The following is a 25,862-nucleotide window of genomic DNA, read 5'->3' as shown; positions in this document are numbered from 1 at the left end:
AGTCATCATGTGAATGGGGAGGTTACACATGTCTGGAATGTCATTTCCTGCACTCATCACCTTTGGCGCCTATCTGGCGTTGATGGTGTTCATTGGCATTTACTGCTACCGGAGTACAAACACGCTTGGCGACTTCATTCTGGGCGGACGCCGACTGAACAGCACGACAGCGGCATTGAGTGCTCATGCGAGCGACAGTAGCGGGTGGTTGCTCCTCGGTCTTCCAGGCTGGGCCTATGCTGCGGGACTCGACGCCGTCTGGATGATATTCGGCCTTGCTGTAGGCATCTATCTGTCTTGGAAATTTCTGGCTGCGCGACTGCGGGTTTACACCGAGCAAGCAAATGATGCCCTGACCATCTCCGCATTTTTTGAGTACCGCTTTGAAGATAGGACACGGGTGCTACGTATTTTTTCAGCCATTATTATTCTTATTTTCTACACGCTTTATGTTTCTTCCGGCCTTGTTGCCGGTGGCCTCCTATTCGGTGAGGTTTTTGGCGTCGAGTTCACAACGGCCGTGGCGCTCAGCGTTGCCGTTGTCGTCGTCTATACCTTCATTGGTGGCTTTCTCGCCGTAAGTTACACTGACGTGGTGCAGGGATTGTTGATGGTTTTTGCGCTAGTCGTCGTCCCCTTGATTGCCGTGTTCGCTGTTGGTGGATTCAGTAACCTTGTCGAAGGCATTGAAGCCCGCGAACCGACGTTGCTAGCACTTGGCAGCCAAACTTCTTTCGACGCCGTGAGCGGTACTTGGAGCGCTGGCGGGACTTTCGGATTGATTGCTATCGTCTCCAGCATGGCCTGGGGACTGGGTTATTTTGGTCAACCGCACATCCTTGCTCGCTTCATGGGCATTCGATCCCCTGAGCAGATTCCGGCAGCCCGCCGAATCGGCATGACTTGGGTCCTGGTTTCCATGTTCGGTGCCTTGCTTGTTGGATTGGCTGGTATCGTTTACTTTGAAACGCCACTAGATGACCCCGAAAAAGTGTTCCTAGCCCTTACAGGGGCGGTCATGAACCCTTGGATCGGCGGCATCATGCTGGCAGCCGTACTCGCGGCGATCATGTCCACTGCGGATTCTCAGTTGCTGGTTACGTCGTCGGCGCTCACCGAGGATATCTATCGCGCGCTGCTCAATCGTAATGCATCACAGAACCAGCTGGTATGGATCGGCCGGGCTTTGATAGTTGTCGTTGCGCTCATCGCATTCATCCTAGCGTTGCAAGGCGGCAGCGTCTTGGGATTGGTCGGCTATGCTTGGGCCGGTTTTGGAGCCGCATTCGGACCCCTGATCCTTATTTCGCTCTACTGGAAGGGAGTAACCAGGAACGGTGCGTTGGTCGGGATGCTTTCCGGCGCTATCGCCGTTGTGGCTTGGAAGCAAATGGGCACGCCCTTTGGCCTTTATGAAATGGTGCCTGCCTTCTTCTTGAGCGGGATCCTGGTTTTCGCAGTTAGCAAAATTACGAAGGCATCGCTACCGTCCGAACAAGCCATTACCCATGTTGGCTCGTCGGACGCGGTTCGTGCGTCGTAGATTACCTATATCAAACGATGTTTGGCGGTCTGTCTGAGTAAGGGCCGCCAAACATCGCAATGCGAGAAAGGCTTAAAATGAAGGCTTTCAGCTTGGAGGGCAAAACCGCCCTCGTAACTGGCGCGGGTGGGGGGCTTGGCCGCGCTCAAGTGGTGGCGTTAGCCGAGGCTGGTGCGCGTGTGATCGCAACGGACCTGAATATCGACACGATGGAACAGGTCCCCACAACGCGTGACGGCGTAGATACCGAGATCATCGTCAGGAGCTTGGATGTAACAGATAGCGACTCTATCCGGGACGCAGTTGCGTTCTGCGATCAACACTTCGAAGGCATAGATATCCTGGTCAACAACGCAGGCCTATCCCGCCCGGGGGCAGCTCTTGACTATGACTTACGAGAGTTTGACATCACTGTTCAGGTTAACTTTCGCGCTGTCTATGAAATGAGTCAGCACGTCTGCCGGTCAATGATCAAACGGTCAATGGGCGGCGCAATCGTCAACATCGCGTCCATCGGCGGCATGGTGGTGGATGGCCCCATCTCCTCGGCTTATGACGGCACCAAGGCTGCAGTTATTCAAATCACCAAGAACTTCGCTGTTGAGATGGCCGGGGCGGGCATCCGCGTCAATGCCATTGCCCCAGGGTACATTGACACCGAAATGACGCGCCGCTACTTGACCGACCCCACCTACTTCGAGCATCTGACTACTGCAAAAATTCCAATGAAGCGGGTTGGTCAGCCTGACGAAATTGCTGGCGCCGTGGTGTTCTTAGCCTCTGCCGCCGCATCATATATTACCGGCCATACTCTCAATGTGGATGGTGGTTGGGTAATCTGGTAACCGCACTTTACGGTTTATCGTCTTGCGAGGATTCCGATAGGGGATACTCCATCATTAAGTAAAGGCGCGACGGGCCTTTGGGTGACCAATAGAGATGCGGCACATCCCCGGCGAAGGACGTGTGCTGACCGCTCTTAATCCACACAGGTCCATTGATCGGCCCAACCTCCGCCTCGCCGTCCAACATCAACAGGTGCTCAACGCCTCTGTGTGTCTTAGAGACGATTGGCTCCTTTAGTGCCGGTATTGTTGTTTCGTACAGTTCCCACACAGCGTTCGATACCGTGCGATGTATGAACAGCATTTGCAGTCCGGGACCCGCGAGTGAGCGGGCGTCCGAAGTTGATGATCCAGGCATAGATTGGATGAAATCGCTCGGCGTGACATCGAGAACCAAAGCCAAGGATGCAAGGGTCATAATCGTAGGGTTTCCCTGGCCCGATTCGAGGCGGGACAGGGTGCCCTTGGCGATACTCGACTGTCTCGACAGTTCTGAAAGCGACAGGCCTCGGAGCCCTCGAAAATAACGAATGCGCTTGCCGATATTAAGCGCAAAGGAATCGGCGGCATCACCCAATGGATCGCTCATTCAATCGGTCCCCTCAAAATCAAACCGAAGATAGCGCGGTCACACTGCGATGTCAGGCGATGCATTAGAGAAAGGTATTGGTGCGTGCTTGATGGCGAATGACTTGCCCCCGACCCTGGGGCCGGGGCAACAAGAACTAAATCCTCAAGTCAGGTTCGCGGTGACGTAGCCGTGCACACGCTCAGAAATTGCCGAACCCTTGCCGAGAAGCTCTTCAACCTCTGATGATGCCGCCTGAACAAAGGCCGCGTCTTTGATACTCGGGATATTGATCCTGACGTTCATGATTGCCCCTTCAAGGCCGGCATAAGCCTGTTGCGCAGCCACCCCCAAGTCGCTCAGGGCGTTGGGATTGGAGCGCCCCAACAGGCCTTCTGCAAGTTCCAGAACCGCAACACACTCGCGGGCAATCCCGAGCGGCGATTGAATTGCATCCTGGTACCCTGCCTGTATCGCAGAACTGCGGGCAAGCTTCTCCTCATCCGTTGCTTTTGGCATCTTGAAAGCCTTCATAACACCGGTGAAAGCTTCGGTATCAAGATCGACACGTTGGAGAAGACTGGCTGAAAGTGCCTGGGCTTTTGCCAAAGAACGCTTCAACTCGTCGCTGTGCGCTTCAAAGTTCTCGCGCCCGATACTCAGATTGCAAACCATAGTGACCAAATCGGCGCCCAGCGCACCAGATAAGGCTGCAACACTTCCGCCGCCAGGCGCCGGAGCGTCCGAAGCCAATACCCTACTGAATTCTTCAACGGTATGTTTCACGAGCATTTTAAAGCCTCTAGTTTGTTTGATTACCTGTGGTGATGGAGGCGCTCTTTCGGGCGCCTCCAAAACCGAGACCAACAGTCATTTCCTAACTAAACCAGCCAGAAGGTGACATAACCGGCCATCATCGCCACAACGCCGCCGGCTAAGGCCAGGTACGGGAGATTCCCGGCCTTTGTCGGCCCCACGTCGTCTTCCCCCTCCGGAATCAAGTCGGCAAGCATGTGTTCTGGAAACTTGCCCTTGTCCACGACATGGTGCCGATACCAGAACAAAGGCGTGGAAATGAAGGCGGCGACGAGTCCGATGAACAGGATCGAGTTGCCCCACAGATTGGCACCCGCACCAATCAGGAAGGCATTCACATAGGCCAGGGCGATGCCTCCCACGAACAGCAGGAATGGTGCCCGATAAGGCCGTGTTGCACGTGCATTGTCGATCCGATGAATCCACCCCGCGTTCAGATTCAGGTAGTGGAACAGAACGTAATTGACGGCCGAGACCGCCAGGACGAATAGATAGTCGGACATCAAGAGAAGCAATGCGTTGAACGCAAGGTCCGTCCACATCGCGCGCGTCGGCACCCCATTCTCATTCAGATTGTCGAGGAATTTGGGCATCCAACCATCATGTCCGCCCTGGTAGAGAGTCCGGGAAGACCCAGCCATTGCCGTCATGATCGCCAGGAATAGTGTGAAGGTCAGCATAACGACGACGATTTTTCCGATAATCGTGCCGCCGCCGATCATACTGGCCAGCGCTACGCCGACGCCCTCACCGGTCACAATCCCCGGAGAAAGCATGTACTCAGTGCCAAGAACCCCTTGGAACACAAATGGGACGAGCGAATAGAGCACGACGCAAAGCACGCCGGACCAGATAATGGCTTTAGCGCCCTCACGTCTGGGGTCCTTCATTTCGCTCATGTAGCAAACGGCATTCTCAGCCGCATAAGCAGACCAGGCAGCCAGGAACATGCCGCCCAACATCAAGCCCCAGCCATCAAGATTCCACTCGCCATTGAGCGGTACGAAAGGCGTGAAGTTGCTCATCTCGACCTTGCCGACGATCAGCGGAATGATCGTGACAAACATCAGGGGAATGATCCCACCTAGGGTCAAGATGATCTGAACACGGGCTGTTCTGGAAATACCAGCGTGCTGGATACTCCAGACAATCACCATCAAGACCGTACCGACGATGAACTGCGTATTGATTCGGATCGAGAGATCATTCTTCAAGAATCCGAGATCGATGAGTGTCAGTTGCCAGGTATTCAGCGCGTGGTCGGCCGGCAGAAAGATGGATAACAGGTATCCTGAGCCCAAACCCGATCCAATTGCCAGGATCGGGCTCCAGGCCAACCAATTTGACCAAATGGACATGGGCGCAATGATCTTGCTGTATCGAACCCAGGCCGTCGCGCCGTAAACCGCTGTACCCCCTGATTTATTGGGGTGCATCCCGGCAATTTCCGCGTAGGTGAAAATCGCCACGAAGCCGATCATGACCGAAACGAACCAAACTAATGGTGAGATTGTGCCTGTAACGGCCGAGATGCCGCCAAGACTGAACATAACCAACGCCGGTGAGCCTGCTGCAATAAACACGACTTGCCACCAATTGACGTCACGCCTCATTTGGGGGCCAGACTCGGCTTCCTGCCGAGCGACCCCGCCCTGCTGTGGTAGTACGGTTTCCATTTTTCGGTCCTCCCCAGTCCCGATGATTGTAACCAGACAGCCCCGGATTCTCGGCGTTGAAGCTCTTATTTTTCTCGGGAGCTGTCTGAGTCACGGGTTAATGGATAGAGTCGAGCCCAAGCGGGTGGTCAGCCCTCCAGCTCGAGAAGGTGGTTTTCCAGGATCTGGGATTTGTAATCCCAGGGCCCATTGATGGCTTCGAGCTGCAGATACCATTCCGCAGTCTGCACAAGAACTTCGGCTGCGATGGTTCCGCAAACTTGGCCCGCTATCACATTGACGCCGTATCGCGCGGCTTCCGACTTGAGCAGATTGTAAATGCGGTGCAGAGGTGTCTTGAGCGGATTGCTGACCTCGCAGGAAACAATCGTGCAAGCCTTTCCAGTTCGACGGTGTGTCTGCGGCAAGCCAATAACGCCCTGGATATTTGTGAAGCCACCGGTCCTGCCACGCACGTAGCTGGCCAGCTTCTTGGCGATCGCCAGGTCCGTCGTATCGAGCACCACGTTGAAGTAAGCGTCATGTTCGTCCAATGCGCCAACAATGGTGGCTCCGGCCGTCGGATGCAGCTTCGCCGGCCCAAGGTCGGGTGCCCTGTTCGGGTCCGTTTCGACAACATCCCGAAGACCTTCGTAGTTGCCCTTGCGGATGAAGGTCAGGCCTTCATTCTCCGGCTTACGGGCATTCTTGCCGGTGAAGTAAATAGGAACGCCGTGGCGCTTGAATAGTTCTTTACCAAGCTCCTCGGCAAAGTCCCGACACTCTTCTACCGTGATGTCTTTTGCCGGATAAATCTCAATCGTGTCGACGGCTCCGATACGTGGGTGGCGGCCGTGCTGCTGTTCCATGTCAATGAGTTCGTAGGCCTTCGCCGCGGACTCCAGCAATGCCTCTCGAACGGCCTCGGGACGGCCCAAAACCTCGACGGGCAGGCGATCAAAATCTGCGTCCGGCTCATAACCGATGAGCTTGACGCCCTTGCGGTCGCGAAACGGATTGACAATCTGTTCGATGACTTCCTTGCGGGTGCCATCGCTGAAATTTGGGTCTGAAAGGATGTACTGAGCCATCAAATGTCCTCCTGGATCTTACTTATGCAGTTCGAGCGCTGCGCTGTTCGCTTCTCTTTCTTGCCCGGACACACTGGCATCCCCAATCGTGTCGAGCGGCGCCCATTCCGCATTGAATTTTCCCCCTTCGGAGCGGCCCCGTTCGAGCCACCGACAATCAGACTAGCTTCAATTATGATTTAATCAATCAGTTATTTAACTTCGATAAAAATTTCACCCCTCCGCTTTTGCTCTTGATGGTCAGCCCGCGCGCCCACGTCATATTCCCCTCCCGATAGCGGCAATTGATCGCAACCGAAGAGGCCGAAAGCTCTCAATCCTGATCGAGAAAATGGCAAGGAAGGTAATAGCGACGGACGTCGCCCGGCAGGGGCAAGCAGCGATACTTGCTTGCGGCTAAGCCGGTTTCCAACGCACCCGCAGCTCGAAATGAAGGCCTTGGCGCCGACTTGGAGTGGATGATACCGGCGTCACGACCTTCTCGATTCTGACCGATTGAAAGGCGGCTGAGAAAGGACGATGACTCCCACACCAACAATCCGGGTTGACCGCTTGGCAATCATAAGCAAAAAGTCGGAGTGCGGTTCGCGCTTGGCGTGTTCACAATGATCGTTTTTAACAACCCGGTAATTTCGGAGACAAAGACCTATACTGACTCTGGATAAGTGGGCGGTTGGGCCAGGGCCCCACGAACCGCCAGTCTCCAAGGGTCATGATGGTAGTCAATTTCTATTTCGGAAGCTAAGTGAGAATGGTTCGAAGCACGAAAGAAAAGAGAAAGACCGAGCCCAGGCTTGGCAGAAGGAGCGCTGATCAAGCCAGCCCCGGAGCCAACGACCTTGCTCGCATTGCACTGGACCTTTTCGCAGAGCGCCATTTTGCGTCCGTGACCATTCGGGATATCAGTCGCGCTGCGGGCATCAACAGCGCGATGATCTATTACTATTACGAAAGTAAAGAGCAGCTCTTCCGTGCTGCTATCGAGAATGCCATCGACGAAGCCTTCGAGCTTTTCAGCAGCCATAGCGACAGCAAGAACTATGACAACGCCGCCGATGCGATTGGCGCGTGGTTTGATGTTCACGTTGTTCTGCATAAGCGCTTGCGCAATGTGGTGAAAATCAGTCTCGACCTGAAGGGTTTGATGGAAATTTTGCCCGATGCCAACGAGCCGGTGGAGCGATTCTACCGGCACGAGGGAGAAATCCTCGAGAAGTTCATACGCGAGGGAATCGAGAAGGGCATCTTCAGAAAAGTCGAGCCCGCCGCGGTGGCCACGATGATTTCAGCCAGCCTGGACGGCGTTTTGGCACGATCACTCATCCTTGACGATTTCGACATGACCGGGACCGTGGCCGAGTTCAAGAAAACCCTATGGCTTCATCTAGGATACGACGTCGAAAAACGCACCCTCCGGCAGAATTCTGTCTAGCGGTTGATTCTTCGGACCGGCAGAGTCCGTGGACCGATCGGAAACTATCTGCCTCCGCTCTCCGGCTTAAGCGGCGTATCATCATGCTGCGGCACGGTTTGCCGTTCAATCATGCGGTGCACCCTGGGTTTCTCCGGGCCTCTGTGTAGGGCGCGAATGCGCGCATAGGCCTCTTCGTCGGCCTGTGTCCTACGTTCGTTGTGACGCACGTACTCAACCCAAGTCGGCACGTGATAACTTTCCGTCCAGATATCGGGATTCTCCAGATCGCGCAGGAGCGCCCATTGCTGGGCGCCGTCACGAATACGGATTCTGCGCCGAAGGCTCATCGCTGACAGAAACTCCGGCACATCCTCTTGGTCGATCACATAATCGACCATGATCATGATCGGACCGCTCCGCTGCGTCAGGTCCAATCGCAGGGCCGGCTCGCGAAACTGGTTGAGCGGGTCGAGATTGAGCATCCCGAACTCCGGCAAGGGTAACCGCAAGCCGATTAACGCACCAAACACAAGCACTATGGCCGAAACCAGCAGGGATTGATCGGCGCCGAAGTTCTCGGCAACCGCCCCCCAAATCCAACTGCCGGCCGCCATGCCGCCGAAGGTCCCGGTCTGATAGAGCGCGAGTGCCCGGCCCACCACCCAGCGCGGCGTTGAAAGCTGGATTGTGACGTTGAACATCGAAAGGGCGACGACCCAGCATGCCCCGGCCACAAACAAGGCGGCTCCACTCACGACATAATTTGAACTGAATGCGAGCAATACGCTGCTGGCGGCGAACGCCAGAAATGCGCCACGCGCTATCTTTTCGTTGGCGAAGCGTTCCCGCAAGCGCGCGTTCAGCAAGGCACCGCCGACAGCACCAACGCCAAAACAACCCAACATGACGCCGTAAATAAACGCCTTACCCAGTAGAATATCGCGCACCACCAGTGGTAACAGCGCCAAAACGACGATTGCCGAGAGGCCGAAGACGAAACCTCGAACAATCACACGAATCAGGTTTGGCGACATTGCGACATAACGCAATCCTGCCGAAAAGGCGCTACCGAAAGGCTCGCGTGGCAGGTGCCGTTTGGGCGGCGGCGGCCTCCAGCGGAACAGTGCGGCGATAATGGCAACATAACTAAGCGCATTTACCGCGAAGGCGGTTGCGGCGCCTGCGATGGCCACGATGGCGCCGCCAACCGCAGGCCCAACGCTGCGCATCAGATTGAATCCCATGCTGTTCAAGGCCACCGCTGACGGCAAATCCTCCCGCGACACGATATCCCCCATCGAGGCTTGCCACGACGGGTTATGCAGCGCGGTGCCGCAACCAATCAGGAAGGTGAAGGCAAGAAGCAGCCACGGCGAAAGCCAACCTTCAAAGGCCATCAGCGCCAACATGATAGACACACCCAGCATAAAGCACTGAGCGATCAGCATGACCCTCCGCCGGTCAAAGTTATCGGCGAAAACACCGGCCAACAGCGAGAAGATCATAATAGGCAGGGTGATCGAGCCCTGCACCAGCGCCACCATGCTGGGGGAATCAGAAAGGGTCGTCATCATCCAGGCTGCACCCACCGCCTGCACCAGTCCTCCGAAATTCGATGCAAGCGCAGCGATCCAAAGCATCCGGAACGTCTGGTTCCGGAACAGCGTCAGGGGTGAAGTGTGCTGAGGCACCGAATAGACCTCCAAGCGAGTAAACCAAACGAACGCTAGCGGGCCACTACAGCCTGTCAAAGGCTTTTATCCGCTGCAGCACCCCGGCAGTGGCAAAAGGTTGCGACTCAGAACACGATAGAAGGGAGCCAGGTGGGGATGGCCGGAATCATCCAAATAATGGCGACACCAACGATTTGCAGCAGAATAAACGGCGCGACCCCCGCATAGATCTGCCCTGTCGTTATCTCCGGCGGGGCCGCGCCTCGAAGATAGAAGAGCGAGAAGCCAAAGGGCGGCGTCAGGAACGATGTCTGCAAATTGATCGCGATCAGGATCGCCAACCATATGGGGTCATGCCCCATCAGAATCAGCATCGGTGCAATCAGCGGCAGCACGATGACCGTGATCTCAACAAAATCCAAGAAGAAGCCCAGGACGAAAATAAGGGCCATGCAAAAAATCAGGGCGCCGGTGGCGCCGCCCGGCATGGCGGTCAAAATTTGCTCGATGCGCGCCTCGCCCCCTAATCCGACAAAGACCAGCGAGAACATGCTGGCGGTCAGAATGGTTGCAAAGATCATCGAGGTAACGGTCATCGTCGATGTCAGAGCAGGCTTAAGAATGTCGGCGGTCCAGGCGCGCTTCAAGGCCGCCACGATGGCCACCATCCCAAGCAGAGCCAACATTGCATAGAGGCCGCCTTGCACCCAATCCGAGGTCCCTGCATCGCTTCGCTGCAGATGTACGGGCGCCAGACCCGACACAATGCCCAGTAACAATAAGCTTCCTGCCCCCGCCAATATCAACCAAGGTTTGGCGCCCAGCCTATGTCCGGCCATTAAAAGTGCTCCGATAGCCCCGACCGAAGCGGCCTCGGTGGGCGTCGCCACGCCACCAAGAATCGCGCCTAGCACTGCAACAATCAGCAGTACCGGCGGCAGGACGGCGATAGCGACCTCCAAAGCCGATGGCTTGTCATCCAGTTGCACCGCCGCCGGCGCATCGTTGGGCAAAAGCCATGCGCGCCCTAAAACGTAGAGAATGTAGATCACCACAAGGGTCAAGCCAGGCAGCAAAGCACCGGCGAAAATCTGCCCTACCGAAATGGTCTCGACAGTGAACTTACCTTGTGCGAACTGCGCCTGCTGGTAGGCATTGGACATCACGTCGGACAAGATGATCAGAAGCGTTGACGGCGGGATGATCTGGCCAAGGGTACCCGCCGTGCAAACGATGCCAGACGCCAGCTCCGGGTTGTAGCGATTGCGCAGCATGGTTGGCAACGCAATCATCCCCATTGCAATGACGGTCGCTCCCACGATCCCTGTAGACGCTGCCAACAAGGCCCCGACGAGCACCACGGACACGCCCAGCCCGCCGCGCAGTCGGCCGAACAACCGGCCCATGGTCTCCAAGAGATCCTCGGCTATATGGCTTTGTTGGAGGATCACGCCCATCAGAACAAATAGCGGTATGGCGATCAAAACTGTGTTGGTAAGCAATCCGAAGACGCGCTGACCCAAAGCGCCTAGCAAGGAGATGTCCATTACCCCGAAAACCCAGCCGAGAACAGCGAAGAGCGTTGCCACCCCCGCTATGCTGAAAGAAACCGGAAAGCCGAGAAGTATGCAGGCGATCAGCGCCGCAAACATCATGAGATCAAGAGGTAGGGTCAAGATTGTCTCTCTTGCAGACGCGCTATATTGCGCATCAGACAGGCCAGTGACTGGATTAACAGGAGTACGCAAAAAGCCGGTATCAGTGATTTCAACAAGAAGGAAGCCGGTATACCCCCAACCGAAATTGGACCCTCCAGGATCGCCCAGGCATTGCGCACCGACGGCCAGGACCAGTAGAGCAGCAACGACATCGACGGTATCAGGAGAAAGACGTGCCCGAACAGATCGATCGCCGCTTGCCAGCGTGCGTTTGCTTTGGCGTAAAAAATGTCGACTCTGACATGCCCATCGACCAGCAAGGTATATCCCGCACCCAACATGAACAACGCGGAATGCAGGTAAAGCACGCTCTCGTTGACCGCGACAAAACTGATGCTGAAAACATAACGTAGCAGCACGATCGCAAACTGCGTCAGCACCATGATAAGGGCTGCCCATCGGACGATGCTGCCAACGAGGCGATTGACCATGTCGAGCCTGTCTGCGGTTCTGTTCACAGCCCCTCCCCTACGCGCAAGTCCGGCGTGCCAGCGCGGATTCCCACCGCGCTGGCCCCTCCGGCACTCTACACCTTAGTACTTGTAGTTCAACGCACGGGCGTTCATCTGCCCATTGTCGGCATAGGTCATGTACTCGCTGATCGATGCGCGATAAGCGAGGAAGCTTTCCATGATGCGCTTAACCAGCTCGTCATTGTCCTCTCGCAGTTCCGCCATCACTTCGCCTGCGGCATTGCCCAACGCGACAATGACGTCATCCGGCAGTTTACGAACCTGCACGCCCTGCTCGGCGACAAGCTGCTGAAGCGCCAAAGCGTGCTTCGTCGTGTACTCGGTCCAAACCGGGTTGTAGAGGCTTTCACAGGCAAAGCCGACCGCACCCTTCAGATCATCCGGCAAATCATTGTAAACCTTCATGTTGATGCCGCATTCCTCCGCCGAAGACGGCTCGCCGACGCCCGGCCAATAGTAGTATTTGGCGATCTGATAGAAACCGAGTGCGCTATCCGACCAAGGCCCAATGAACTCGCCGGCATCCAGCGCGCCCGACTGCAGAGCCTGGAACATGTCGCGGCCGCCCATGGCCTGCACCGCCATGCCGATTCTGGCATACATGTCTGAAGCCAGACCGGCCGTACGGAACTTCAAGCCCTTCAGGTCATCGACCGAGTTGATCTCCTTGCGGAACCAACCCTGCCACTGCGGTCCGGAATTGCCGCAAAGGAACGGCTTGAGGTTGAAGCGTGCGTACATCTCGTCGTAAAGCGCCTGCCCGCCGCCGTGGGCCATCCAACCAAACTGCTCGTCGGCGCGCAGACCGAAGGGTTGGGATCCGAAAAGCTCAATACCCTTGGACTTAGACCCCCAGTAAGCAGGAACCGCGTGATAAAGCTCAGCGGTCCCTTCGGAGACGGCGTCAAAGACACCCCGCCCCGGGACCAGTTCTCCGGCGGCGAAAAGCTTAACCTCGATACGCCCGCTGGAAAGCGTGGTGATGCGATCAGCAAGCATTTGGGCGGCAACACCTGGACCCGGCAGGTTCTTCGGCCAAGCCGTTACCATTTTCCACTGCATCTTGCCTTGCGCGATCGCAGGCATGGGGAAGGTTGCCGATGCTGCCGCAGCACCGGCAACACCGGCGCCAGCCAGAAACTTACGTCTTGTCGTCGTCATCACACTCTCCCTTTCTTTTGATCTTGGTGCACCCTGTTACCCTCGGCATTATCAACGGCCACTTTCCGCTGGCAAGAGCGCCGATTCAACGCGGCCAGCCATAACGCCGCCTCGCCGCCTTCAGTGTGACGTCCAATCTGGACCGGCAACGCCGCTATCACGCAGGGCTTTTCGTACCGCAGTTATATCCTCGGCCATGAGACGGTCGCGAAGCATTGTCGGCACCACATCGCGAACTGCCTGGTAAAGCGGTTGCAACAGAGGCGCGGGCTTCAAGCCACGGATATCGCAGGCCTGCGCCGCCAGCAATGCTTCGATCGCCACCACGTCGAATGCCGTGGAAACCACAAAGGCAACCCGGCGCGCCGCAAGCGGCGCCATCGGCACATGGTCCTCGGTGTTTGCGCACGTCGGGATGGTCTGAATTGCCGCGGGTACGGCTCGCATCCTCATCTCAGCAATCAGCGATGCCGCCGTGTATTGGGCGATCATGAACCCAGAGTTTTCGCCCGGCGCTGAGTCTGGATGAATCAGAAAGGCCGGAAGGCCGCCATTGTGGTGCGGATCGACAAGCCGCGCGGCACGACGTTCCGAAATCGCCGCGGCGGACGTTACCGCATTGGCCAAATAGTCGAGCACCTCCGCCGCCGCCTGGCCATGGAAGTTCCCGGAGTTGGAGGTGACGAAGCCATCGGCCACCCCAAACAGCGGGTTGTCATTGGCGGCATTGATCTCGATTTCAAGCGTCCGCCAGCAATGGGCGAGCGCATCCCGTGTCGCGCCAAGGACTTGAGGGATGCAGCGCAGACTCAGCGCATCGCGCATCCGTTCGGGGCGCGGCGGCAGGACCGCTTTGGAACCGTCCGTCAACGCACGTAAACGGCTTGAAGTGGCAATCTGGCCCGGGTGGGGCTTGGCCAAGGCAACCCGCTCGTCAAAGCTATCGGCAACCGCCCCTAACGCTTCCAACGAGAGCGCCGCAACGGCTTCCGCTACTTGGATCAGCCGTCCAGCGTCATAGGCGGCCAAGCAACCAATGCCCGTCGTCTGCTCCGTGCCGTTGATCAACGCGATGCCGTCGCGGCCAGCGACCGTCGGTAAAGGGATGCCCGCCCGCGCCATCACGCCCTTGGCCGCCTCGAAGTCGCCGCTACCAAGACGCGCCCGCCCCTCGCCAATCAGCGGCAGAGCCATATGCGCAAGCGGTGCAAGATCGCCGCAGGCGCCGACCGAGCCACGCTCGGGCACCAACGGCACGATACCGGCGTTCACCATCGCTATCAGAGCATCCAGGGTTTCAGGGGAGATTCCGGTCAAACCGGTTCCCAAAACATTGACCCGGATTGCCATCATTGCGCGAACCGCCTCGGGCTCCATCGGCCGCCCAACGCCGGCGGCATGGCTGCGCAATAGATTGTGCTGAAGGTTACGCACCTTGTCCGGCCCGACGGCAAAGCCGTCAAGCGCCCCAAAGCCGGTCGTCAGACCGTAGATGGGATGTCCCTGGGCGACCAGATCGGTCAAATAGTCGGCGCCCGCGCGGACCTTCTCCGCCGCGCTTGCGGCTAGGGCCAATTGGTCCCCTTTCCGAGCGATGGCGACCACATCGCCAATTGTTAGATGCTCACCGTCCAGCACGATCATGACTTTGCCCCCAAAACAATTTCACCGAAGCGCGGCAATCATTGCCGCAGGCCCTCAATGCGGTCCTGATAGAGTCTGTAGGTTACATAGTACTTAAGAATATTCCGTACGTAGATGACCGGCGACCGAATGATCGTTCTAGCGGCTGCAAGCTCTACCGAACCGCATGTTTGACGCAAGAACCGTGACATGAGCCACCCTCCCAATGCCGACGGCTGGAACATTGTAGTGATTTAGGCCGGTCCTTCCGTCGTCGCGGCCCATCCCGGCATAGCTACCCTGCTGCCCTGTTTTGGAACAAGCGGTTCGATGTCATGAAGGTATGGTTCTATAGAATCCTGGCTACAATGAGTTTACCGCGCCCTTCGGCATGAACTGAATCTACGCTATCGCGATCAAACAGCAGGCAATCCAACGCCTCCAGATTTGCTTCTCCACCACTGCCGCTCAGCGCAACGGTTCCGGATGCACAGACAATCGCTAATGTCTTTGCTTCCCGGTTCAGCACGGTTTTACCATTAATCTCCAAGGACTCGACCCGGTGTTTAGCAGCCTTGCGCCTCGTCATGACATTGAAGTCCCTGACGGGGCCGCCTGGAAGCCGAGCGACGACATCCTCATCCGCCGGGAAGCCAAGCGGGGCGGAGTTTGGATCAAGCACCACGGCCTTGCCGCCTTGAAGGGTCAACTCAATCGAACCTTCAAGAACACATAAGGTCCGATCCACTCCCTCGAAGCGCGAGAAAGGTCCGTCACTGGCTACGTCCGCCATGCTGATCCGCCATTCGAAATCGGCTAGGTCGGCACCCTCTGGAAAGGCTGCTATCTCACGCGTTATGCCACCACCGTTTTTCCAAGGCATCCTGCGATAGCTCGCAAACCGGAGAAGTTGCATGCTTGCGCCCCTGTACGCCAATTAACGCACCGATTAGGCCATAAGCGGCGGGGAAACGTCCACACGGTTTGTATTGTCTGGACTTAGCTTAGCTTATGTCTGATTTTATCGTGTAAGGCTGTCACTCAACATATGGGCCGAACCGTAGAGGCAGACCGAAAGCGAGAAGAAAAACTTGGCTGTTTCACTGTCTGTGACCAAGGTGGAGAGACGGATGACGGCAGGGACCTATCGCGAAATAAAGGCCGATATTCTGCGTCGAATCACGCAAGGCGAATGGAAGCCGGGAAGCCTGGTTCCCAACGAGTCGGATTTGGCGGAACACTACGGCGCGGCGCGCGCCACGGTGAACCGAGCCATGCGTGAACTGGCCGAGGACGGTCTGATCGAGCGTAAACGCAAGGCTGGCACCCGGGTTCGATTGTCGCCTCTGCGGCAAGCGAAGTTCGATATCCCGATTGTACGACAGCAGATCGAAGAGCAGGGCTCAACCTACCGCTATGCCCTCGTCCAGTCCGAGGTTGTTGCCGCGGCAGACTGGTTGCGTGCGCGGATGCGGCTCGACCCAAAGGCAAAGGTCCGGCACCTGGTTTGTTTGCACTTCGCTGACGGCAATCCCTACCAAGTCGAGGATCGCTGGATCAATCTCTCCGCCTTGCCCCAAGCACGCACGGTCGATTTCTCCAAAGTCGGGCCAAACGAGTGGCTGGTTGCCACGATTCCTTTTTCGGACGTCGAGATAAGTTTCTCGGCCACGGCTGCAGACACTGCGCTAGCCGACAACCTTGGCTGTGCGATCGGGGATCCTCTGATGCAGGTCGAGCGCTCGACCTGGTGGAGGGAAAGCGCGGTTACCTACGTACGGCTTGTCCATCAGCGCGGATATCGCATGACCACCCGCTACTGATACCGGTCCCGGGACAGACAACGCCAAAGGGAAGGTCAATCAATTCTGTGTTGACAAATTATTATGTGCAGACATAAAACACAAAAGATCAAATAATATGGCCTTGTTTTCTTTCGCCGAGCAAAGGCTAAGATCGGCTGAGGAATGCCTCAGTCACTTTGACCACGAACCGCATCTTCGGTCTGCGCTGTGACCAGCGCTATGGAACCTGGTTAACACGACCTGCTCCATAGCCCGTGTTTTGGAGGAACCACATGACGCTCACGCTCGTGCCCGGTCAGGCGACACTGGAGACGCTGGAGGCGATCTGGCGTGGGACAGGCCCCATACGGCTCGATGAATCGGCCCGCGCAGGCATTGAGGCCGCTGCCAAGTTGGTCCGTGACGCGGCGGCAGGCGATGCCGCTATCTATGGCGTGAACACCGGCTTCGGCAAGCTTGCCAGCGTCAAGATCGCGGCAAAGGACACGGCGAAGCTGCAACGCAATTTGATTCTCAGTCACTGCTGCGGTGTGGGCCAAGCGCTCGACCAGGCGACGACACGGCTGATGATGGCGCTGAAGCTCCTCAGCCTGGGACGCGGCGCTTCGGGCGTGGCTTGGGAGACGGTTCGCTTGCTGGAGGATATGCTGGCCGCAGGGGTCATGCCCGTTGTCCCCGATCAAGGTTCGGTTGGCGCCTCCGGCGATCTGGCGCCGCTGGCGCACATGGCTGCGGCCATGCTGGGTGAAGGCCGGGCAACCCATGACGGCGAGGAGCTCCTGGCCGCAGAGGCCCTGAAGCGCGCCGGACTGTCGCCTATCGTGCTCGGACCGAAGGAAGGTTTGGCACTTATCAACGGCACCCAGTTTTCGACGGCCTGCGCGCTCGTTGGCCTGTTCGGCGCCTGGGCCAACGCCCGCGCCTCAGTCGTCACGGCGGCTCTATCCACCGACGCCATCATGGGCTCCACCGCTCCGTTGGTGGATGCGATCCACACGTTACGAGGTCATCCGGGCCAGATCGACGTGGCCCGCGCGCAAACGGCCTTGATGGCGGGTAGTGAGATTCGCGAAAGCCACCGGGAAGGCGATACCCGGGTCCAGGACCCCTACTGCATCCGCTGCCAACCGCAGGTAACGGGTGCTGCGATCGACCTATTGCGTTTCGCAGGCCGGACGCTGGAGGTCGAGGCCAATGCCGTGACCGACAATCCACTGGTCCTCGTTGAGGAAGGGCTGATCGTCTCCGGCGGCAATTTTCATGCCGAACCCGTCGCTTTCGCGGCCGACCAGATCGCGCTGGCGGTGGCCGAGATCGGTGCTATTGCGCAGCGCCGCGTCGCCTTGATGGTGGACCCGACGCTCAGCTTCGACCTGCCGCCGTTTCTAACACCCGATCCGGGGCTCAACTCGGGTCTGATGATTGCCGAAGTGACGACGGCGGCGCTGATGAGCGAGAACAAGCACCTAGCCCACGCCTGCTCCACCGATTCCACCCCGACCTCGGCCAACCAGGAAGATCACGTCAGCATGGCCGCCCATGCCGCCCGGCGGCTGCACCGGATGAACGCCAACCTGAACGTCATTCTTGGCGTGGAGGCCATGTGCGCCGCTCAAGGCATCGAGTTTCGCGCGCCGCTGAACACCAGCACCACGCTCCAGGGCGTGATGGGGCGACTGCGCAGCGAAGCGCCTCGCGTTACCGAAGACCGCTACTTGGCCGATGATATCGCCAGCGCTGCGGCGATGATCGCCGACGGTCGCCTCACCCACGACCTCAGTTTGCCGGAGCTTGGGGGATGAGCATGTCGGTTTACCTCTTTGCAGCAAACTCAACAAACCATCACAACCGCAGCGTCGGCTAGAACGAGCCTGATCGGAGGACAGCATGACCAACCCTCGCCACAACGTCCGCGACATCTTTCCCGCAACCGGAACCGAGATCACCGCAAAAAGTTGGCTGACGGAAGCGCCCCTTCGGATGCTGATGAACAACCTACATCCCGATGTTGCGGAGAATCCGCACGAGCTGGTGGTCTACGGCGGCATCGGCCGTGCGGCGCGCACATGGGACGACTTCGACCAGATCGTCGCTTGCTTGCGGGACCTGGAGGATACCGAGACCCTGCTCGTGCAGTCGGGCAAGCCTGTCGGCGTGTTCCGCACGCACAAGGATGCGCCGCGCGTGTTGATCGCCAACTCGAACCTGGTCCCGCATTGGGCAACCTGGGAGCATTTCAACGAGTTGGATAAGAAGGGACTGGCCATGTACGGCCAGATGACCGCCGGATCGTGGATCTACATCGGCACCCAAGGTATCGTGCAGGGCACTTACGAGACCTTCGCCGAAGCTGGTCGTCAGCACTACGACGGTGACCTGACAGGCAAATGGATTCTGACTGCGGGCCTTGGCGGCATGGGGGGAGCGCAACCCCTGGCCGCGGTCATGGCAGGGGCTTGCTGTCTGGCCGTCGAGTGTGACGAAACACGGGCCGATTTCCGCATCCGCACCCGCTACTGCGACGCCAAGGCGCAAGACCTCGACGCAGCCCTGTCGATGATCGCGGACTGGACTGCCAAAGGCGAGGCGAAGTCGGTGGCCCTCATTGGAAACGCCGCCGAGATCTTTCCGGAACTCGTCCGCCGCATGAAGACAGGCGATGCTTCGGTCCCCAATGGACGCCCAGATATCGTCACCGATCAAACCAGCGCCCACGACCCGGTCCATGGATACCTGCCTTTGGGTTGGAGCGTTTCGGAATGGCGCGCCAAGCAGGAAAGCGACCCCAAGAGTGTTGAGAAGGCCGCCCGCGCCAGCATGAAGGCGCACGTCGCTGCAATGGTGGATTTCTGGAGCGCCGGCGTGCCGACACTCGACTACGGCAACAACATCCGTCAGGTGGCCAAGGAAGAAGGCTTGGAGAATGCCTTTGCCTTCCCGGGGTTTGTCCCGGCTTACATCCGGCCTTTGTTTTGCAAAGGCATCGGGCCCTTCCGCTGGTGTGCGCTTTCCGGCGACCCCGAGGACATTTACAAAACCGATGCGAAGATGAAGGAGCTGTTTCCCGACAACGGCCACCTGCACAACTGGCTCGACATGGCGCGCGAAAGGATTGCCTTCCAAGGCCTGCCGGCGCGCATCTGTTGGATTGGGCTCGGCGACCGGCACCGCGCCGGACTGGCCTTCAACGAAATGGTGCGCAAGGGCGAACTGAAGGCACCTGTCGTAATCGGCCGCGACCATCTGGATTCGGGTTCCGTGGCCTCGCCCAACCGAGAAACCGAAGCCATGAAGGACGGCTCCGATGCGGTTTCGGACTGGCCGCTGCTCAACGCTCTTCTCAACTGCGCAAGCGGCGCGACCTGGGTCAGCCTGCATCATGGCGGCGGCGTCGGCATGGGATTTAGCCAACACTCGGGCATGGTGATCTGTTGCGACGGCAGCGAGGACGCCGACCGGCGCATCGGCAACGTTTTGTGGAACGACCCCGCCACTGGGGTCATGCGCCATGCCGACGCAGGTTATGACATCGCCATCGATTGCGCGCGTGAGCACAAGTTGAACCTGCCAGCGATCCTGAAGTGATGGTGAGATTGCGCACTTGTCCGTGAAAGGCGGGAAAGTCCGGATCGGGAAAATCCACCCTGCTTTACTGCATCAACGGTCTAGAGCCGATCCAGAGCAGCTCGATCAGAGTCGACGGCGTCAAAGTACACGCAAAAAACACCAACCTGAATAAATTGCGCCAAAAGCTCGGTATGGTGTTCCAGCAATGGAACAGCTTTCCGCATCTGACAACGCTCGAGAACGTCGCCGTTTCGCCAAGGATTGTCAGGGGGTTATCCAAGAAGGATGCCCGCGATCTGGCCCTCAAACAACTTGACCACGTCGGGCTTAGCCATAAAATTCATAGTTATCCGGGTGCCCTCTCCGGCGGACAGCAACAGCGTTTGGCGATCGCCAGGGCGCTGGCAATGGAGCCGGACTATATGCTTTTCGACGAGGCTACCTCAGCCCTCGATCCGGAGTTGGTGGGTGAGGTGCTCGATACTATGCGTTTGCTCGCTGAAGAGGGCATGACGATGATTTGCGTCACCCACGAAATGGGCTTCGCAAGGGACGTTTCCGACCGCGTTGCCTACTTCCATGAAGGAATCATGGAAGAGATTGGGCCACCTCAACAGATCTTCAGCGATGCTCAGTCAGAGCATACAAGGAGATTCCTGTCCAAGATTCGTTAGAACGCCCGCGCGACACCTCGGGCTTGCGGGCAGCAGGCAGATTAATGGCAGCGGCGCGTATCGCTGAAAACAAAGTTAGCAAAAGAGGACTACGTGATGGACAACAAGATTTTCACGGGCTGCATTCCAGCGTTGATGACCCCCTGCAACGCAGATCGCAGCCCCGATTTTGACGCCCTTGTCCAACGGGGACGGGAGCTGATCGCCGAGGGCATGTCTGCGGTGGTCTATTGCGGGTCGATGGGCGACTGGCCGCTGCTGACCGACAGTCAGCGCCAAGAAGGCGTGACCCGCCTCGTCGAAGCAGGGATTCCGACGATCGTCGGCACCGGAGCAGTCAACACGGCCAGCGCCACGGCTCATGCCGCGCATGCCGCGCGTGTCGGCGCTCAAGGCCTGATGGTGATTCCGCGTGTCCTCTCGCGGGGCTCCTCGGTAGCGGCTCAGCGGGCGCACTTCGAGAGCATCCTGAACGCGGCCCCGGAGATTCCGGCGATCATTTATAATAGCCCCTACTACGGGTTTGCTACGCGTGCCGATCTGTTCTTCGAATTGCGCGCCAAACATTCGAACATGGTGGGCTTCAAGGAATTCGGCGGCGCTGCAGATATGCGCTACGCGGCCGAGAACATCACGTCGAAGGACGACGATCTTATCCTGATGATCGGCGTTGATACCCAGGTTTACCACGGCTTCGTGAATTGCGGCGCAAAGGGCGCGATTACCGGGGTCGGGAACGCCTTGCCGAAAGAGGTGTTGCACCTGGTGGCGCTTAGCGAGAAAGCCGCGGCGGGCGACCCGGAGGCTCGCGTCAAGGCGCGTCAACTGGACGATGCACTGCATGTTCTCTCCACCTTCGACGAAGGCCCGGATCTGGTACTTTATTATAAGCACCTCATGGTTCTGGAGGGTCATGCGAACTATGCAACGCACTTCAACGAGACCGACGCGCTGAGCGACAGCCAGCGCAAGTATCTGGAGCAGCAGCACCGCCTGTTCAGAGATTGGTATGCGGCCTGGGCCAGATGAAAAAACACGATGGCGGCGTCATAGCCCCGTCCGCGTCCAACCCGACCCGCTCGCACCTGGCTTGCGGACGACAAGCAAGGCACTCCACATGGCACAGCTGATCGTTCCCGCTGCGGTCGAAGGCCCGGTTTTGACCTGCTCCGATGGACTGAGTTTCTGGGGTGGAGTCGATCCGGAAACAGGCCGTGTTATCGATGCCCACCACGACCAACACGGTCAACTTCTAACCGGGTGTGTCGTCCTGATGCCTACCAGCCGCGGCTCCTGTACGGGCAGCGGCGTCCTGCTGGAGCTCGCCCTGAACGGCAATGCGCCTGCGGCGCTGGTCTTCAAGGAGGATGAGGACATCCTCACCCTGGGGGCGATGATTGCCGGGAGAATGTTCGAGCGCCCCCTGGCGGTCTTACGAGTCCCCGAGCGGGAGTACGAGGCGCTATCCAAGGTTCCATACCTTCGCATTACCGAAACCGCCGTCGAGGGCGATGGTTTATCCTTGCCGCTCGCGCCTCTGTCCGCGTCAGACCTGAACCTGACAGCCGGCGATCGCTCCCTCCTGAGTGGCGCACGCGGCCCGGCAGCGAAGTTCGCCATGGAGACACTGTGCGCCATGGCTGCCTTGCAGGGTGCTGATCGGTTGATTGACGTGACCCGTGTCCACATCGACGGCTGCATTTATGCCAGTCCCGCCAACCTGCGTTTCGCCGCCGCAATGGCGGAGATGAACGCAAAGGTCGTCGTACCAACGACTATGAACGCGATCTCGGTGGACTACGTCAATTGGCGGAGCCAGAAGGTGCCGCCCGAGTTCGGGTTGCCGGCCAGTCAGCTGGCCGACGCTTATGTGCAGATGGGCGCACGGCCGAGCTTCACCTGCGCACCCTACCATTTGGATGACAGGCCGTTGGAAGGCGAGGCCATCGGTTGGTCGGAATCGAATGCGGTAATCTATGCCAACAGCGTCCTCGGCGCGCGGACGGCAAAGCACCCGGATTTCCTGGACCTCTGTATCGCTCTGACCGGGCGGGCGCCGCACGCCGGTGTCTATCTGGAAGCGAACAGGGCAGCGCACCGCAAGATCGAGGTTGAACTGCCCGCAGGATACGATGATGCCTTGTGGCCGCTGCTGGGATGGCTGGCCGGACAGCTATCACCCGATAGGATTCCGGTCCTGAAGGGCCTGGAAACCACCGCGCCGTCGGAAGATGACCTGAGAGCCCTTTGCGCGGCATTCGGCACCACCTCGGCGGCGCCGATGCTTCATGTGGCGGGAATCACTCCCGAGGGTAACCGGCCCGCAACGGACGATGCCGATTGTGTTCGCATTACCCGCGCCGATCTCGCCCGCGCCTGGAAGGGATTTAATGCCGGTGGTGGAGACGTCGATCTCGTGTCTTTGGGAAGCCCTCATTTTTCTTTGGCCGAGACTCGCAAGTTCGCCGCGCTTATGGAGGGCCGTCGGCGCCACCCCGCAGTTTCGGTGATCATAACCCTAGGTCGGGAGACCCTTGCTACGGCACGAGATCAAGGTCTTGCCGCCCGGTTGGAGAAGGCAGGCGTTCAATTGATCCCCGACATTTGCTGGTGTTCCATCTCTGAACCCGTTTTTCCGCCGCAAGCGCGCGTCTTGATGACCAACTCCGGCAAGTACGCTCATTACGCTCCAGGCCTCTGCGGTCGCGAGGTGCGCTTTGGCAGCCTTGCGGACTGCGCCCGTGCAGCCCAAAACGGCAAGGCGCCAGCCAACCTGCCGACTTGGCTGGAGTAAACATCCGCCAGAACGCCGCCAAAGCGGCCGAGCGGTCCTGCTTGAAGGTTTCGCGGGAGGGAATGTGACGGTCGAACTGGATATCCTCCACCTGGCGGAGCGATAGCGGATATACAGCATAACCGTCAGGCGGATCACTTCCGGCGATGAGTTGAAAGAGCGGAACGGATTTTTCATCCGCTAAGGCTACAAACCCACCTCACCTCGGCTCAAGCAAGTTTGCCCTGACACCAGGGAAATTTTGCGCGAGCAGGGAACTGACTTGTGATTGCAGGGAATGCGGACGTTCCGCGCTTGGCTCTCGAATTCGATCCCCGCAATCCAATTCGGAGCGGCGATTCGCCGTCTCGCCGCGAACATCGGCAGATGGCCCCTAGCCTATTTCTCCCCGTGGTCGTGATGGACCCTCCACCAGTCGGACAATTGAACAATCTTACCTGCGCCGATAGCGTATCTGTCTAGAGGCTTGGGAACTGAAGGGGACGAGGTGGTCATGCCGGGAATGAGTGTTCTGATCGCGGGCGGCCGGGTGTTTACAGCGGACTCGGAAAAGCCTTGGGCGGAAGCGGTCGTGATCCAGGACGGCAAGATCGTCTATGTAGGCGATTCGGACGGGGCGACTTCGGCGGCAGGGGTCGATAGCAAACGGATCGATGCAGCGGGCGGTCTGATTTTACCGGGGTTCGTGGATGGCCATGCTCATCTCGCGATGACCGGCGCGGCGATGCGCAAGGCGCAGCTGCGTGGCGCGGGAAGCCTTGAAGAGATTCGCCGTCGAGTACGCCAATGGGCCTACGAGAACCCCGATGCGCCAAGAGTTCTTGGCACCGCCTGGGTTCATGGCGATGTGCCAAACGGTCGGCCTGACAAGACAATGCTCGACGATATTGTCCCGGATCGGCCGGTATACCTAGACGCGTTTGACTTCCACTCGACTTGGGTGAATTCGGCGGCGCTTGAGGAACTCGGCATCAATGACGAGACGCCCAATCCTGTCGGCGGCGAGATCGTGCGCGATCCCGAAACCGGCGAGGCTACCGGCTGGCTGCAGGAGACGGTGACGTCGAACATGGTTTGGCCGCTCCTGAACACCGTGTCGGAAGATGAACTCGACCAGCAGGTATTGGAAGCTCTCAGCGCGTTCGCGCGGGCTGGAATCACTTCAATTGTCGAGATGGCCCTCGAAGAGCAGGTGCTTGAATCCGTGGCCCGGTTGCAGGCGGCGGGCAAACTTTCGGCACGGGTCATCGGCCATATCATCATGTGGCGGACTGGGAACTTGGACGAGGAGCTGGCGCAGGTAGCGCGTGCTGCGGAACTCGCCGGGCAGCACCAGGGAGACATACTGCGGGTCACCGGCATCAAGTTCATTGGCGACGGAACCATCGACGGCTGCACGGCAGCGCTGAGCCAACCCTATACCGACGGCACCAACTGCGAAGCAATCTGGCCTGCCAAGGCTCTGACGTCGATGGTCGCGGCAGCCGACAAAGAAGGATTGCAAGTTGCCATCCACGCCATCGGCGATGCGACGATCGACGATGCCATCAATGCGATCGAGAACGCAGCGAAGGTCAACGGAACGTCCGGTCGACGCCACCGGATCGAACACCTGGAGTACGCTCGGGAAGACCAGATTGTGAGGATCGGCAGGCTGGGCATCACCGCGTCGATGCAGCCGGTTCATGTCGACCCGGCTTACCTAGACAACTGGTTAGAGAAGTTGGGCCCTGAACGAGGCGCCAACGGGTTCGCGTGGCCGCTATACCTGAAGGCCGGTGCGCCGCTGGCATTTGGTACGGACACGCCGACGGCACCGTACGAGGCGTTACCGAACATGTACATCGCGTCGACCCGCAAGTCTCCTAGTGACGATGCGATCAAGCCGCATCGGCCCGATTGGGCTTTGCCTATGGAGGAGGCGATCCGCCACGGCACGCGTGAACCCGCCTGGTCGGCACACCTTGAAACCATCACCGGCACATTGAAAGCGGGAATGGCTGCGGACATTGTCGTGCTTGATCGAGATTTCTTTGCCGAAGGCCCGGGGGCTCTTCTGAGAACCGACGTTCGTCTCGTGATGATGGACGGCAAAGTCATCTACTCAGCTTAGCCCTCCGAACTCTGTCCGCAGCTAGAGCAATGGCCCGCTTCAGACGAATGTGAAAGTTGCAGAAGTTTACCGACATCCACGCCGCCTTCTACAACCTCTACAACAAGGGAACGCAGCCTCTCCTCTCGAGCCACTTTCAAGCTAAGCCGTGCTGCTGCTCTAGCCGAGTGGCGCGGCCTCATCGCTGCTTGAAAAATAGCTCAGTCGTGCTCTATCGAGACTGGTTCGCGTTTATCTGATGGTGTGGACGGCTCCACCCGAACGGCATCGCAATGTGCCATGCTGGTGCTGTTTGGAACCAACAGAGGGAAGGAGCCATCCACATGAAG

The 25,862-nt window shown here is 58.4% G+C and carries 20 protein-coding genes and 1 pseudogene; 10 read left to right on the top strand and 11 right to left on the bottom strand.

Translation table 11 applies throughout. The features are described 5' to 3' along the window. The first annotated feature begins 28 nt into the window (after positions 1 to 28). Positions 29 to 1,543, top strand: a complete 1,515-nt coding sequence (putP, locus tag FHR98_RS12160; RefSeq protein WP_246377806.1) for a sodium/proline symporter PutP — start codon at positions 29 to 31, stop codon at positions 1,541 to 1,543. Positions 1,544 to 1,620: 77 nt separating this feature from the next. Further along, positions 1,621 to 2,388 carry an SDR family NAD(P)-dependent oxidoreductase gene (locus FHR98_RS12155; RefSeq protein WP_183416975.1) on the top strand — a complete coding sequence of 256 codons (768 nt, stop codon included), beginning with the start codon at positions 1,621 to 1,623 and terminating at the stop codon, positions 2,386 to 2,388. Between the two features lie 7 nt (positions 2,389 to 2,395). On the opposite strand, the gene FHR98_RS12150 is transcribed toward FHR98_RS12155, so the two are convergent. The 4 genes from FHR98_RS12150 to ftcD all read right to left on the bottom strand — a co-directional run bounded on the left by FHR98_RS12150 (position 2,396) and on the right by ftcD (position 6,518). Next, positions 2,396 to 2,977 carry an XRE family transcriptional regulator gene (locus FHR98_RS12150; RefSeq protein ID WP_183416974.1) on the bottom strand — a complete coding sequence of 194 codons (582 nt, stop codon included), beginning with the start codon at positions 2,975 to 2,977 and terminating at the stop codon, positions 2,396 to 2,398. A gap of 144 nt (positions 2,978 to 3,121) precedes the next feature. Then, entirely contained in the window at positions 3,122 to 3,748 is a 627-nt protein-coding gene (locus FHR98_RS12145; RefSeq protein WP_183416973.1) for a cyclodeaminase/cyclohydrolase family protein, read from the bottom strand. An 89-nt stretch (positions 3,749 to 3,837) separates the two neighbouring features. Then, positions 3,838 to 5,448: a trimethylamine N-oxide permease gene (locus FHR98_RS12140; protein ID WP_221205878.1), complete on the bottom strand. Its 1,611-nt coding sequence runs from the start codon at positions 5,446 to 5,448 to the stop codon at positions 3,838 to 3,840. Between the two features lie 128 nt (positions 5,449 to 5,576). Then, positions 5,577 to 6,518: a glutamate formimidoyltransferase gene (gene ftcD, locus FHR98_RS12135; RefSeq protein ID WP_183416972.1), complete on the bottom strand. Its 942-nt coding sequence runs from the start codon at positions 6,516 to 6,518 to the stop codon at positions 5,577 to 5,579. A 751-nt stretch (positions 6,519 to 7,269) separates the two neighbouring features. Here ftcD and FHR98_RS12130 point away from each other — a divergent pair. Next, positions 7,270 to 7,950: a TetR/AcrR family transcriptional regulator gene (locus FHR98_RS12130; protein ID WP_183416971.1), complete on the top strand. Its 681-nt coding sequence runs from the start codon at positions 7,270 to 7,272 to the stop codon at positions 7,948 to 7,950. A gap of 44 nt (positions 7,951 to 7,994) precedes the next feature. Here FHR98_RS12130 and FHR98_RS12125 read toward each other — a convergent pair whose 3' ends face one another. From FHR98_RS12125 to FHR98_RS12095, 7 genes are all read right to left on the bottom strand, one after another. Beyond that, entirely contained in the window at positions 7,995 to 9,623 is a 1,629-nt protein-coding gene (locus FHR98_RS12125) for an MFS transporter (protein WP_183416970.1), read from the bottom strand. A 107-nt stretch (positions 9,624 to 9,730) separates the two neighbouring features. Next, entirely contained in the window at positions 9,731 to 11,260 is a 1,530-nt protein-coding gene (locus tag FHR98_RS12120; RefSeq protein ID WP_322091255.1) for a TRAP transporter large permease, read from the bottom strand. A 17-nt stretch (positions 11,261 to 11,277) separates the two neighbouring features. Beyond that, complete coding sequence (locus FHR98_RS12115) at positions 11,278 to 11,781, bottom strand: TRAP transporter small permease subunit (protein ID WP_183416969.1); 504 nt, start codon at positions 11,779 to 11,781, stop codon at positions 11,278 to 11,280. 75 nt (positions 11,782 to 11,856) lie between these two features. After that, positions 11,857 to 12,957 (bottom strand): TRAP transporter substrate-binding protein, encoded by a 1,101-nt coding sequence (locus tag FHR98_RS12110; RefSeq protein ID WP_183416968.1) that lies wholly within the window; start codon positions 12,955 to 12,957, stop codon positions 11,857 to 11,859. Positions 12,958 to 13,077: 120 nt separating this feature from the next. Continuing rightward, positions 13,078 to 14,601 (bottom strand): HAL/PAL/TAL family ammonia-lyase, encoded by a 1,524-nt coding sequence (locus tag FHR98_RS12105; protein WP_183416967.1) that lies wholly within the window; start codon positions 14,599 to 14,601, stop codon positions 13,078 to 13,080. Between the two features lie 38 nt (positions 14,602 to 14,639). Next, entirely contained in the window at positions 14,640 to 14,792 is a 153-nt protein-coding gene (locus tag FHR98_RS12100; protein ID WP_183416966.1) for a hypothetical protein, read from the bottom strand. Positions 14,793 to 14,929: 137 nt separating this feature from the next. Then, positions 14,930 to 15,496, bottom strand: a complete 567-nt coding sequence (locus FHR98_RS12095; RefSeq protein ID WP_183416965.1) for a HutD/Ves family protein — start codon at positions 15,494 to 15,496, stop codon at positions 14,930 to 14,932. 214 nt (positions 15,497 to 15,710) lie between these two features. Here FHR98_RS12095 and hutC point away from each other — a divergent pair, with 214 nt between their 5' ends. The 7 genes and pseudogenes from hutC to FHR98_RS12060 all read left to right on the top strand — a co-directional run bounded on the left by hutC (position 15,711) and on the right by FHR98_RS12060 (position 25,533). Continuing rightward, complete coding sequence (hutC, locus tag FHR98_RS12090; RefSeq protein WP_183416964.1) at positions 15,711 to 16,403, top strand: histidine utilization transcriptional repressor HutC; 693 nt, start codon at positions 15,711 to 15,713, stop codon at positions 16,401 to 16,403. Positions 16,404 to 16,657: 254 nt separating this feature from the next. Next, complete coding sequence (gene hutH, locus FHR98_RS12085) at positions 16,658 to 18,187, top strand: histidine ammonia-lyase (RefSeq protein WP_183416963.1); 1,530 nt, start codon at positions 16,658 to 16,660, stop codon at positions 18,185 to 18,187. A gap of 85 nt (positions 18,188 to 18,272) precedes the next feature. Further along, positions 18,273 to 19,970: a urocanate hydratase gene (gene hutU, locus FHR98_RS12080; RefSeq protein ID WP_183416962.1), complete on the top strand. Its 1,698-nt coding sequence runs from the start codon at positions 18,273 to 18,275 to the stop codon at positions 19,968 to 19,970. A 44-nt stretch (positions 19,971 to 20,014) separates the two neighbouring features. Beyond that, positions 20,015 to 20,626: pseudogene (locus FHR98_RS12075) on the top strand (amino acid ABC transporter ATP-binding protein); the annotation flags it as partial. Between the two features lie 96 nt (positions 20,627 to 20,722). After that, positions 20,723 to 21,655 carry a dihydrodipicolinate synthase family protein gene (locus FHR98_RS12070; RefSeq protein WP_183416961.1) on the top strand — a complete coding sequence of 311 codons (933 nt, stop codon included), beginning with the start codon at positions 20,723 to 20,725 and terminating at the stop codon, positions 21,653 to 21,655. 88 nt (positions 21,656 to 21,743) lie between these two features. Further along, positions 21,744 to 23,420 (top strand): cis-3-hydroxy-L-proline dehydratase, encoded by a 1,677-nt coding sequence (gene lhpI, locus FHR98_RS12065; RefSeq protein ID WP_183416960.1) that lies wholly within the window; start codon positions 21,744 to 21,746, stop codon positions 23,418 to 23,420. 502 nt (positions 23,421 to 23,922) lie between these two features. After that, positions 23,923 to 25,533 carry an amidohydrolase gene (locus tag FHR98_RS12060; protein WP_183416959.1) on the top strand — a complete coding sequence of 537 codons (1,611 nt, stop codon included), beginning with the start codon at positions 23,923 to 23,925 and terminating at the stop codon, positions 25,531 to 25,533. The last annotated feature ends 329 nt before the right edge of the window (positions 25,534 to 25,862 follow it).

The organism is Limibacillus halophilus, from assembly GCF_014191775.1.
Lineage (GTDB): Bacteria > Pseudomonadota > Alphaproteobacteria > Kiloniellales > CECT-8803 > Limibacillus > Limibacillus halophilus.
The sequence above is the reverse complement of the archived record's forward strand: the minus strand, read 5'-3'. Positions and strand labels throughout refer to the sequence as shown.

Bases quoted from the DNA above. Each gene is read 5' to 3' on its own strand.
- putP (WP_246377806.1), top strand. From the start codon at position 29: ATGTCTGGAATGTCATTTCCTGCACTCATCACCTTTGGCGCCTATCTG.
- FHR98_RS12155 (WP_183416975.1), top strand. From the start codon at position 1,621: ATGAAGGCTTTCAGCTTGGAGGGCAAAACCGCCCTCGTAACTGGCGCG.
- FHR98_RS12150 (WP_183416974.1), bottom strand. From the start codon at position 2,977: ATGAGCGATCCATTGGGTGATGCCGCCGATTCCTTTGCGCTTAATATC.
- FHR98_RS12145 (WP_183416973.1), bottom strand. From the start codon at position 3,748: ATGCTCGTGAAACATACCGTTGAAGAATTCAGTAGGGTATTGGCTTCG.
- FHR98_RS12140 (WP_221205878.1), bottom strand. From the start codon at position 5,448: ATGGAAACCGTACTACCACAGCAGGGCGGGGTCGCTCGGCAGGAAGCC.
- ftcD (WP_183416972.1), bottom strand. From the start codon at position 6,518: ATGGCTCAGTACATCCTTTCAGACCCAAATTTCAGCGATGGCACCCGC.
- FHR98_RS12130 (WP_183416971.1), top strand. From the start codon at position 7,270: ATGGTTCGAAGCACGAAAGAAAAGAGAAAGACCGAGCCCAGGCTTGGC.
- FHR98_RS12120 (WP_322091255.1), bottom strand. From the start codon at position 11,260: ATGATGTTTGCGGCGCTGATCGCCTGCATACTTCTCGGCTTTCCGGTT.
- FHR98_RS12110 (WP_183416968.1), bottom strand. From the start codon at position 12,957: ATGACGACGACAAGACGTAAGTTTCTGGCTGGCGCCGGTGTTGCCGGT.
- FHR98_RS12105 (WP_183416967.1), bottom strand. From the start codon at position 14,601: ATGATCGTGCTGGACGGTGAGCATCTAACAATTGGCGATGTGGTCGCC.
- FHR98_RS12100 (WP_183416966.1), bottom strand. From the start codon at position 14,792: ATGTCACGGTTCTTGCGTCAAACATGCGGTTCGGTAGAGCTTGCAGCC.
- FHR98_RS12095 (WP_183416965.1), bottom strand. From the start codon at position 15,496: ATGCAACTTCTCCGGTTTGCGAGCTATCGCAGGATGCCTTGGAAAAAC.
- hutC (WP_183416964.1), top strand. From the start codon at position 15,711: ATGACGGCAGGGACCTATCGCGAAATAAAGGCCGATATTCTGCGTCGA.
- hutH (WP_183416963.1), top strand. From the start codon at position 16,658: ATGACGCTCACGCTCGTGCCCGGTCAGGCGACACTGGAGACGCTGGAG.
- hutU (WP_183416962.1), top strand. From the start codon at position 18,273: ATGACCAACCCTCGCCACAACGTCCGCGACATCTTTCCCGCAACCGGA.
- FHR98_RS12070 (WP_183416961.1), top strand. From the start codon at position 20,723: ATGGACAACAAGATTTTCACGGGCTGCATTCCAGCGTTGATGACCCCC.
- lhpI (WP_183416960.1), top strand. From the start codon at position 21,744: ATGGCACAGCTGATCGTTCCCGCTGCGGTCGAAGGCCCGGTTTTGACC.
- FHR98_RS12060 (WP_183416959.1), top strand. From the start codon at position 23,923: ATGAGTGTTCTGATCGCGGGCGGCCGGGTGTTTACAGCGGACTCGGAA.